Source organism: Pseudomonas sp. NPDC087817, from assembly GCF_044742875.1.
Taxonomy (GTDB): domain Bacteria; phylum Pseudomonadota; class Gammaproteobacteria; order Pseudomonadales; family Pseudomonadaceae; genus Aquipseudomonas.
Genome location: NZ_JBIUVJ010000016.1, coordinates 1 through 9,264, shown reverse-complemented (window position 1 = coordinate 9,264; position 9,264 = coordinate 1). Strand labels below are relative to the sequence as shown.

At 58.5% G+C, this 9,264-nt stretch carries 10 protein-coding genes; 6 read left to right on the top strand and 4 right to left on the bottom strand.

Going from position 1 to position 9,264, the window contains the following annotated elements:
* Positions 1-2,412: Lon protease family protein (locus tag ACIONG_RS13680; RefSeq protein WP_401300121.1), on the top strand; the 2,412-nt coding region annotated here is incomplete at its 5' end.
* Positions 2,413-2,735: 323 nt separating this feature from the next.
* Complete coding sequence (locus ACIONG_RS13675) at positions 2,736-3,053, top strand: hypothetical protein (RefSeq protein WP_103303607.1); 318 nt, start codon at positions 2,736-2,738, stop codon at positions 3,051-3,053.
* A gap of 39 nt (positions 3,054-3,092) precedes the next feature.
* On the opposite strand, the gene ACIONG_RS13670 is transcribed toward ACIONG_RS13675, so the two are convergent.
* Positions 3,093-4,922 (bottom strand): hypothetical protein, encoded by a 1,830-nt coding sequence (locus tag ACIONG_RS13670; RefSeq protein WP_401300118.1) that lies wholly within the window; start codon positions 4,920-4,922, stop codon positions 3,093-3,095.
* A 165-nt stretch (positions 4,923-5,087) separates the two neighbouring features.
* On the opposite strand from ACIONG_RS13670, the gene ACIONG_RS13665 reads away from it, so the two are divergent.
* The 3 genes from ACIONG_RS13665 (at position 5,088) to ACIONG_RS13655 (ending at position 6,758) form a co-directional block, all read left to right on the top strand.
* Entirely contained in the window at positions 5,088-5,576 is a 489-nt protein-coding gene (locus ACIONG_RS13665) for a TIGR00645 family protein (protein WP_103303605.1), read from the top strand.
* Positions 5,577-5,712: 136 nt separating this feature from the next.
* Positions 5,713-6,018, top strand: coding sequence for a DUF6482 family protein (locus ACIONG_RS13660; RefSeq protein WP_103303604.1), 306 nt, complete (start codon positions 5,713-5,715; stop codon positions 6,016-6,018).
* Positions 6,019-6,140: 122 nt separating this feature from the next.
* Positions 6,141-6,758, top strand: coding sequence for an FKBP-type peptidyl-prolyl cis-trans isomerase (locus ACIONG_RS13655; RefSeq protein WP_103303603.1), 618 nt, complete (start codon positions 6,141-6,143; stop codon positions 6,756-6,758).
* A gap of 132 nt (positions 6,759-6,890) precedes the next feature.
* Here the strand turns inward: ACIONG_RS13655 and ACIONG_RS13650 are convergent, their stop codons facing one another.
* The 3 genes from ACIONG_RS13650 to ACIONG_RS13640 all read right to left on the bottom strand — a co-directional run bounded on the left by ACIONG_RS13650 (position 6,891) and on the right by ACIONG_RS13640 (position 8,788).
* A complete protein-coding gene (locus tag ACIONG_RS13650; protein WP_034153845.1) occupies positions 6,891-7,148 on the bottom strand; it encodes a hypothetical protein in 258 nt (85 codons plus the stop codon).
* 205 nt (positions 7,149-7,353) lie between these two features.
* Positions 7,354-7,695: a zinc ribbon domain-containing protein YjdM gene (locus ACIONG_RS13645; RefSeq protein ID WP_003228364.1), complete on the bottom strand. Its 342-nt coding sequence runs from the start codon at positions 7,693-7,695 to the stop codon at positions 7,354-7,356.
* 124 nt (positions 7,696-7,819) lie between these two features.
* Positions 7,820-8,788, bottom strand: a complete 969-nt coding sequence (locus ACIONG_RS13640; RefSeq protein WP_401300114.1) for a polyprenyl synthetase family protein — start codon at positions 8,786-8,788, stop codon at positions 7,820-7,822.
* Positions 8,789-9,028: 240 nt separating this feature from the next.
* On the opposite strand from ACIONG_RS13640, the gene rplU reads away from it, so the two are divergent.
* On the top strand, positions 9,029-9,264 hold a 236-nt coding region (gene rplU, locus ACIONG_RS13635), incomplete at its 3' end, for a 50S ribosomal protein L21 (protein ID WP_401300112.1).

Below are 9,264 nucleotides of genomic sequence, written 5' to 3'. Positions count from 1 at the left end.
ATTATACCGCAAAAAACAATGACAACACAGAATTCAGATGAACAGTTCAGCTTCACTACCACCAATGATCTGGAGCCCTTTCGCGGTGTGCTCGGCCAGGAACGCGCGGTCGAAGCCTTGCAGTTCGGTGTGGCCATGCCACGCCCCGGTTACAACGTCTTTGTCATGGGCGAGCCCGGTACCGGTCGCTTCTCGTTCGTCAAACGCTACCTGAAGGCCGAAGGCAAGCGCTTGCAGACCCCGGCCGACTGGGTCTACGTCAACAACTTCGATGAACCGCGCGAGCCCCGCGCCCTGGAACTGCCATCGGGCACGGCCGGCGCATTCATCGGTGACATCAACGGTTTGATCGACAACCTGCTGGCGACTTTTCCGGCGGTGTTCGAGCACCCTTCCTACCAGCAAAAGAAAAGCGCCATCGACCGCGCTTTCAACCAGCGCTACGACAAGGCCCTCGACATCATCGAGCGTCTGGCCCTGGAAAAAGACGTTGCCCTGTACCGCGACAGCAGCAACATCGCGTTCACGCCGATGCTTGATGGCAAGGCGCTGGATGAAGCCGAGTTTTCGCAATTGCCGGAGGCTGATCGCGAGCGTTTCCACGATGACATCTCCGGCCTCGAAGAGCGCCTGAACGAAGAACTCGCCAGCCTGCCGCAGTGGAAGCGCGAATCGAACAACCAACTGCGTTCGCTCAACGAAGAAACCATCACGCTGGCCTTGCAGCCGTTGCTGTCGCCACTGTCGGAGAAGTACGCAGAAAATGCTGCTGTCTGCGGTTATCTGCAAGCGATGCAGGTGTATCTGCTGAAAACCGTTGTCGAGCAATTGGTCGACGACAGCAAGACCGACGCCGTCGCGCGCAAGCTGCTGGAAGAGCAATACGCACCAAGCCTGGTGGTCGGTCATCCGGCCAGCGGCGGTGCGCCGGTGGTGTTCGAGCCGCATCCGACCTATGAAAATCTGTTCGGCCGCATCGAATACACCACCGATCAGGGCGCGCTCTACACCACCTATCGTCAGTTGCGTCCGGGGGCATTGCACCGCGCCAACGGGGGGTTCCTGATCCTTGAAGCAGAAAAAATGCTCAGCGAGCCGTTCGTGTGGGATGCGCTCAAGCGTGCTCTGCAATCGCGCAAGCTGAAAATGGAATCGCCACTGGGCGAGATGGGCCGCTTCGCCACCGTGACGCTCAACCCGCAGCACATACCGTTGCAGGTCAAAGTCATCATCATCGGTGCGCGGTCGCTGTATTACACGTTGCAAGACCTTGATCCGGACTTTCAGGAGATGTTCCGCGTTCTGGTCGATTTCGACGAAGACATCCCGATGGTCGACGAGAGCCTGGAGCAGTTCGCCCAGCTGTTGAAAACCCGGACTTCGGAAGAAGGCATGGCGCCGTTGACTGCTGATGCCGTGGCGCGCCTGGCCACTTACAGCGCGCGTCTGGCCGAACATCAGGGGCGTTTGTCGGCGCGTATCGGCGATCTGTTCCAACTGGTCAGCGAAGCGGATTTCATCCGTCATCTGGCTGGCGATGAAATGACTGATGCCGGGCACATCGAGCGAGCCCTGAAAGCCAAGGCGACCCGCACCGGGCGTGTCTCGGCGCGGATTCTCGACGACATGCTCGCCGGGATCATTCTGATCGACACCGATGGCGCGGCGGTCGGCAAGTGCAACGGTCTGACGGTGCTTGAGGTCGGCGACTCGGCGTTCGGTGTGCCGGCGCGGATTTCCGCCACGGTGTACCCGGGCGGCAGCGGCATCGTCGACATCGAGCGCGAGGTCAATCTCGGTCAACCGATCCACTCCAAAGGCGTGATGATCCTCACCGGTTATCTGGGTAGCCGTTACGCCCAGGAATTCCCATTGGCGATTTCCGCGAGCATCGCGCTGGAGCAATCCTACGGTTACGTCGATGGCGACAGTGCGTCGCTGGGCGAGGCGTGCACGCTGATTTCGGCGCTGTCGAAAACCCCGCTCAAGCAGTGCTTCGCGATCACCGGTTCGATCAACCAGTTCGGTGAGGTGCAGGCGGTCGGCGGGGTCAACGAGAAGATCGAAGGCTTCTTCCGTCTCTGCGAAGCACGCGGTCTGACGGGCGAGCAGGGCGCGATCATTCCGCAGGCCAACGTGGCGACGCTGATGTTGGATGAGAAAGTGCTGGCGGCGGTGCGCGCCGGGCAATTCCACGTTTACGCGGTGCGTCAGGCTGATGAGGCGTTGAGTCTGCTGGCCGGCGAGCCGGCGGGTACGCCGAACGAGGAGGGCGAATTCCCTGAAGGCAGCATCAACGCGCGGGTGGTCGAGCGCTTGCGCGACATCGCCGAAATGATCAGCGAAGAAGACCTCAAGGAAGCCGAGAAGGAATTGGCGCAGGAAGCATTGGCCGAAGCCAAACCCGCTTAAGCCTGGCGCGGTCAAACTGCAGGAGTGAGCCTGCTCGCGATAGCGGTGTGTCAGTCGGCAAAAATGTTGCCTGACACGTTGCCATCGAGAGCAGGCTCACTCCTGCATTTGTTTTCCACATTGGTTTTTGCAGTGATCTTCGGGAAATGTGCCATCACTCTGGCGCCAATATTCACACAATGACCATTCGGCGCCTTTTGGTTCTATCCGGCTTGCGCGGCGGACTTTTCTTCTATTCTCAGCTCAAGGATATCGACAGTATCACTGGATCGAGCCAGTCCTCCCGTGAGGGCTGAATACCGGCTTCACCGAGGGTCGCCGCCATGTCGCGCAACCTCTGCCTCACCCGTCAATGCCTGGGTCTTGTGACCCGCATCGAATGCGCCATCAAACCGTTGGCCGGCGATAACGGCATGTGGACGCTGCTCTTCGCTGCCGGCATGGCCGGCGAACAACCTTCCGCCATCAAAGCTCAGGGCCCGTTTCACGGACCGATCGCCGCCGAGTCAATCCTCGACACCATCGTTGAAAGTCTGACGATGCACGGCTATCAGTTGGCCGACGATCCGCAGATCTGGAGCCTGCACCTGCAAGCCCAGCTCCGGCAGATCAACGGTGGCCGAGGCCGCAGCCTCAATTGACGCAGATCTGCGCAGGGACTGCTGCAGGTTGCGATCTTTTCAGGGTGCCGAATCAGGCATCTGCGCCTTGTCGAGTTTGACCTCAAACCCGTATTGCACGGTGGCGAGGTCGGTTCGCTGATAGGTCTCCACGTGAGTTGGACGGCCATAAAAATAATGCACGCCAAACAGCGCCGGGCCTTCTGCGCTCGCGTCGTGGCTGACCGAAAGAATCTGCTTCAGGTAATTGCCACTGTCGTCCTTGACGAAGAAGCGCCACTCGTTGGCGGGGAACAGTTTCAGGTCCACCACCAGCGTGTTGTTCTTGATCTCCAGGCCTTTGGGCAGAGACTTGCCGTCGTAGGATTTCTTGTCGACCGTTGCCAGAAACAGCGGCATCGAGCCAACGGCGATCGCCGGGGTTTCCGGGAACAGATTCAAATCGTAGGTGATCGTCGCTCGCAGCGGATCAACCTGATAAGCCTCGGGCGGCAGTTCGATGGGTTCATCGAGTTTGCCGCTGCGTTTTTCGGTGAAGAATGTCACCGGGCTTTCACCGGGGTTGAAGTCATCGCCGAGCAGTTCATCGTTGAAGGTGCGGCGATGGGAAAACTCGATGCGCGCGGCGCTTGGGTCTTCAACCGATTGATGGACACGGATGCCAGCCTTCAACTGCTCTTCAGTGAGGCTTGCGCCTTTGAGCCAGTTCACGGCCAGATCGTCATACACCACCACCGGCAGATCCAGCGGCTGGATGGCTTTTTCCGTGGTGTGCTGATGGAACGCGCGAATGGGCAGATCCAGCGTTTTGCGGGTCACGGTGACTGCCGAGAAGTCGAGCACACTGACTTCCAGGGTTTCGATCGGGCCGTTGAAGTAGACCTTGTTGTAACGGCGCGGGTGCTGTTGATCGAAGGCTTGCTGTTCGTCGCCGAGCTGTTTTTCCAGCGTGTCGCTCCAGGTCTTCTGCTGTTGCAGGTGTGCCAGTTGTTTTTCGTAGAAGGACACCTGCTCCGGGCTTTCGTTGATCGAGCCGGCACGCACCAGATATTGCCCGGTGGCGTCGCGGGCCTGAACGATCAGCGGATTGAGCTGGGCGTCGGCGACTTCCGGAGCCAATGGCAGGTTGTTGCTGAATTCGACCTCGGCGTAGTTCTTTTCCAGTTTCAGCACTTTGACGCTGAGGTTGTCATCGGTACGCGTCTGACCGACATCCTTTTTACTCAGATCGAAACTGAACAGACGTCGCGGCGCGATCACTTCCACTTTGCCTTGCAGGCTCACCGGTTGTGGCTGGGTTTTCTTGTCCACGTCGAGACCGTCGATGAACGGGTAGGTCACGGTCAGGTCATCGGGATTGGTGACGTTGGAGCTTGAGGGGCTTAACTGAATGCCCGGATCGGTTTCCGACCACTCCGGCTGGTAAGCAATGATGCGCTTGTTGCTCAGGGTGACCGATTGCCATTCCACGCCATGGGGAAACAGGAAGCCGCCGGGAATGTTGAGGTTGAACGGGAAGACCGGTTGCAGATCCGTGAGGTAATCGGAACTGGCGTCCTTGTGCAGCACGAACAAACCATTGATGAAGGTGTCGACCAGCGCCTGCGGGGCAGGGTAGTGCTTGAGGATGCCGAGGGCGTCTTCACCGTATTCGGTTTTTGCCACCATGCTGTCGAGTTTGAGCTGGGCGCGTTCAAGCAACAGCAGCGAGCCGCCGAGTTCGGTGACGGCGTCCTTGAGCTTCGGATCGCTGATGGCATCGAGTGACTGTTCGAATTTTGCGGTTTTTTCTTCCAGGCTGAGCGCATGCTTCTCGTCACCGGGCGAGCAACCGCCGAGGAGCAGGGTCAAGCAAATTCCGGCAGTCGTTATCGGCAATCGCACATCCATTTCCACTCGTCCTGTCCGCTGTCGCTGAGCTGTCATTGGCTTGGACACTAGCAGAAAAAAATGCCACACACGCGCAGGTGACGGATTTTCGGGCAGTTTCTGGGTGTCACAGGTGGCTGGTATACTCGCCGCCGATTACCACCCCCACCCCATGTGTGAGATTCAATGGAACGCTTTATCGAAAACGCAATGTACACCTCGCGCTGGCTGTTGGCGCCGATCTACTTCGGGCTCTCCCTCGGGTTGCTGGCGCTGGCGCTGAAGTTCTTCCAGGAAGTTTTCCACGTCATTCCCAATGTGTTCTCGATGGCTGAATCGGATCTGATTCTGGTGTTGCTGTCGCTGATCGATATGGCTCTGGTGGGCGGCTTGCTGGTCATGGTGATGATTTCCGGCTACGAGAACTTCGTCTCGCAACTGGACATCGATGAAGGCAAGGAAAAGCTCAACTGGCTGGGCACCATGGATTCTTCGTCGTTGAAGATGAAAGTGGCGGCCTCGATCGTGGCGATCTCCTCGATCCACCTGTTGCGGATCTTCATGGATGCCAAGAACGTCGATCCCGAGCATCTGAAGTGGTACGTGATCATTCACATGACCTTCGTGCTCTCGGCTTGCGCGATGGGTTATCTGGACAAGGTCACCAAGCACTGATCACGCTTTGATCGCTGCAAAAAACACCGCCCGTCTGTTGCGAAACAGACGGGCGGTGTCGTTTGTGGCTTGTGCTTTGTTGCGCGCGGGCATATCCCTGTAGACGTCTTGGCTCGCCACTGCGTGAGGTGTGTTCATGAACCTGCAAGAGTTGAATGCGTTTGCCATCGCCAAAAAGGTTGATGAGCTGAACCTGATCTCCATGGAGGGCGGGATTTACCTGCTCGAAGCGCGGATGCATGGCGCGGCGTACCCGTTGAGTGATCTCAAGGGCAACATGCTGACGCTGCGTTCGGTCGAGCACGCACGGGATCTTTTGCACAGTTTCCCGGTGTTGCCGTTCAACCTCGTACACACCTCGGTACACGATGAAATGTGTGGCCTCGGCGCCAGTGGCGAGGAAAGCCTGAAAGTACCGCTTGCCTGGCGCTCGGCCCTGTAGGCCCTGCGCGCCACAGGTCTGGCATCTGTGCTAGTCTGCTCGCCCTTTTGGTTCCGGGCGCGCCGGGACGCGCTGTGCACGCACGGCAAGTCTTGTGGCCGTCCGCACAGCGGAGCAGTGTCATGTCCGAAGTAAATCTGTCCACCGACGAAACCCGCGTCAGCTACGGCATCGGCCGTCAGTTGGGTGACCAGCTGCGCGACAACCCGCCACCGGGTGTCAGCCTGGACGCGATCCTGGCCGGTCTGACCGACGCTTTCGCCGGTAAGGAAAGCCGTGTGGGTCAGGAAGAAATGTCCGCCAGCTTCAAGGTGATCCGCGAGATCATGCAAGCCGAAGCCGCTGCCAAGGCTGAAGCCGCTGCTGGCGAAGGCCTGGCCTTCCTGGCTGAAAACGCCAAGCGTGATGGCATCACCACTCTGGCCTCCGGCCTGCAATTCGAAGTGCTGACTCAGGGTGAAGGCGCCAAGCCGACCCGTGAAGACCAGGTGCGTACTCACTACCACGGCACGCTGATCGACGGCACCGTGTTCGACAGCTCCTACGAGCGCGGCCAGCCTGCAGAATTCCCGGTTGGCGGCGTGATCCCTGGCTGGACCGAAGCCCTGCAACTGATGAATGCCGGCAGCAAATGGCGTCTGTACGTGCCGAGCGAGCTGGCTTACGGCGCGCAAGGCGTTGGCAGCATCCCGCCGCACAGCGTTCTGGTGTTTGACGTCGAACTGCTCGACGTTCTGTAAGACCTGGCCTGCCTTGATGGCGGGCTGATGTAGGAGTGAGCCTGCTCGCTATGGCGTGTTTTCAGTCGACTGATGTGTTGTCTGACACACCGCTTTCGCGAGCAGGCTCACTCCTACAGTTTTTACCGCGTTTCATAGTTCTATCTTGTGATGCAGTTCGCTGGTCGGGCGCAACGCCCGGGCGTAGCAGAACAGGAACAGATTGCGCACCAGCTCCTTGAGCACCAGCGGCTCACTGGAATTCAGGCTGCTGACGTCCAGATCCCCCTGATCCTGCAGTTCATGCAAGGCTTCTTCTTCAAGCACCGCACAGACTTCACCGGTCTCCCGATGGAGGATTCTGAGGTAAGGGTGTGGGCGATCCAGCCACGCGTCGATCAAATAAGTCATGGTTCTAATCTCCTTGAAAGGTTTCAATGAGAATAATTCTTATTCATCAAATAGCAAGTGCCTATTGGCAGATTGTGAATTTTTCCGGGTAAAGATTGCGTAAGGTCAAAACGGCTGGCGTTTGGCTATTGCGTGAATTGGCTAGGGGAAAGCGGGGAGGGTGAAGCTCCATCCCACGTCGGGCGCGGGATGGATCACAACAGGTTCAGACTTTTCTGACGAACTCGGATTTGAGTTTCATTGGGCCGATACCGTCGATCTTGCAGTCGATGTCATGGTCGCCATCGCACAGGCGGATGTTCTTGACCTTGGTGCCGACCTTGACCACCAGCGAGGTGCCCTTGACCTTCAAGTCCTTGATCACGGTGATGGTGTCGCCGTCTTGCAGGACATTGCCGACCGAGTCTTTCTTCACTGCATCGTCAGAGGCCACTTCGGCTTCGCCATTGGCCGACCACTCGTGGGCACACTCCGGGCAGATCAGTTGCGCGCCGTCTTCATAGGTGTATTCGGAATTGCATTTCGGGCAGGGTGGCAACGTGCTCACTAAGGCTCCTTGGGATGTGGATCGCTAAAAGTCGCACATTGTATAAGGTTTTAGCGGCAAGCGGGCAGGCAACAAAAAGCCGCAGGCTTCGGAGAAGGCTGCGGCCCTTGATTGCTCGGGATGATCAGTGTGTGCGGGCGACCGCAAACTCACTTAATTCAACCAGCGCATCGCGATACTCGCTGGCCGGCAGCGCGTCAAGGCACTTGATCGCACGGGCCACGTAATCACGGGCCAGTTGCGCGGTGTATTCCAAAGAACCGGAAGCTTCCACGGCGATGCGGATGCTTTCCAGATCTTCAATCCCGCCTTTCTGGATCGCCTGACGCACCAGGGCTGCCTGTTCAGGCGTGCCTTCGCGCATGGTGTAGATCAGCGGCAGGGTCGGTTTGCCTTCGGCCAGATCGTCACCGACGTTCTTGCCCAGGGTTTCGGCGTCGCCCTTGTAGTCGAGCAGGTCGTCGACCAGTTGGAACGCCACACCCAGGTGATCACCGAAGGTGCGCAAGGCTTCGCTCTGCTCGGCGGTGGCACCGGCCAGCGCAGCGGCGCTGTGGGTCGAGGCTTCGAAAAGCATCGCGGTCTTGCCGCGGATGACTTCCATGTAGGTTTCTTCGGTGGTGCTGGCGTCACGAACCTTGGACAGCTGCAACACTTCGCCTTCAGCGATAATGCGCGTGGCCTGGGACAGGATCTTCATGACCGGCATCGAGCCCAGTTCGACCATCATCTCGAACGAGCGTGAGTACAGGAAATCGCCGACCAGCACGCTCGGGGCATTGCCCCACATGGCGTTGGCGGTCGAGCGGCCACGGCGCATGCCGGACATGTCGACGACGTCGTCATGCAGCAGGGTCGCTGTGTGCAGGAATTCGATGGTGGCGGCGAGCAGGCGCATGTCGTCGCCTTCGCGACCCAGGGCCTTGCCACACAGCAGCACTAATAAAGGACGCAGACGTTTGCCGCCGGCCGAGGTGATGTAATCGCCGATTTTCGATACCAGCGGCACTCGGGACGTCAGGTGCTTCTTGATGATGCCGTCGACGGCGCTAAAATCGTCCGCCACCGCGCGGTAGAAAGCTTGGGGTTGCATCAGCGAGAGTCGCTCCAGAAGGGTTGCGCGGCATGCTAGGACCCCCATCCAGACCTGTCAAGGCGCGATGGACGGCTACTTGCAAGCCTGCGGCGCCTTGCGTACAATCGCGCACCCTGAACTTCCTGGGCAGCACCTGCCTTACGCAATTGCAAGCGGGCCTTCCAGCCCCATGCAGCCATGCCAGCCAATACCTCTTCTTATAAAGAGCTGGGTGAGCAGGATTATCGGAGAAATACCATGTCTTATGCAGTAATCGTTACTGGCGGCAAGCAGTACAAAGTCGCCCCAGGTGAATACCTGAAGATCGAAAAACTGGAAGTCGCTACCGGCGAATCCGTTACCTTTGATCGCGTTCTGTTGGTTGCCAATGGCGACGACGTGAACATCGGCGCTCCAGTTGTTGCTGGCGCTACTGTTGTGGCTGAAGTGATCTCCCAAGGTCGTCACGATAAAGTCCGCATCATCAAGTTCCG

Bases quoted from the DNA above. Each gene is read 5' to 3' on its own strand.
- ACIONG_RS13665 (WP_103303605.1), top strand. From the start codon at position 5,088: ATGGAACGCTTTATCGAAAACGCAATGTACACCTCGCGCTGGCTGTTG.
- ACIONG_RS13650 (WP_034153845.1), bottom strand. From the start codon at position 7,148: ATGACTTATTTGATCGACGCGTGGCTGGATCGCCCACACCCTTACCTC.
- ACIONG_RS13670 (WP_401300118.1), bottom strand. From the start codon at position 4,922: ATGGATGTGCGATTGCCGATAACGACTGCCGGAATTTGCTTGACCCTG.
- ACIONG_RS13660 (WP_103303604.1), top strand. From the start codon at position 5,713: ATGAACCTGCAAGAGTTGAATGCGTTTGCCATCGCCAAAAAGGTTGAT.
- ACIONG_RS13640 (WP_401300114.1), bottom strand. From the start codon at position 8,788: ATGCAACCCCAAGCTTTCTACCGCGCGGTGGCGGACGATTTTAGCGCC.
- ACIONG_RS13655 (WP_103303603.1), top strand. From the start codon at position 6,141: ATGTCCGAAGTAAATCTGTCCACCGACGAAACCCGCGTCAGCTACGGC.
- ACIONG_RS13675 (WP_103303607.1), top strand. From the start codon at position 2,736: ATGTCGCGCAACCTCTGCCTCACCCGTCAATGCCTGGGTCTTGTGACC.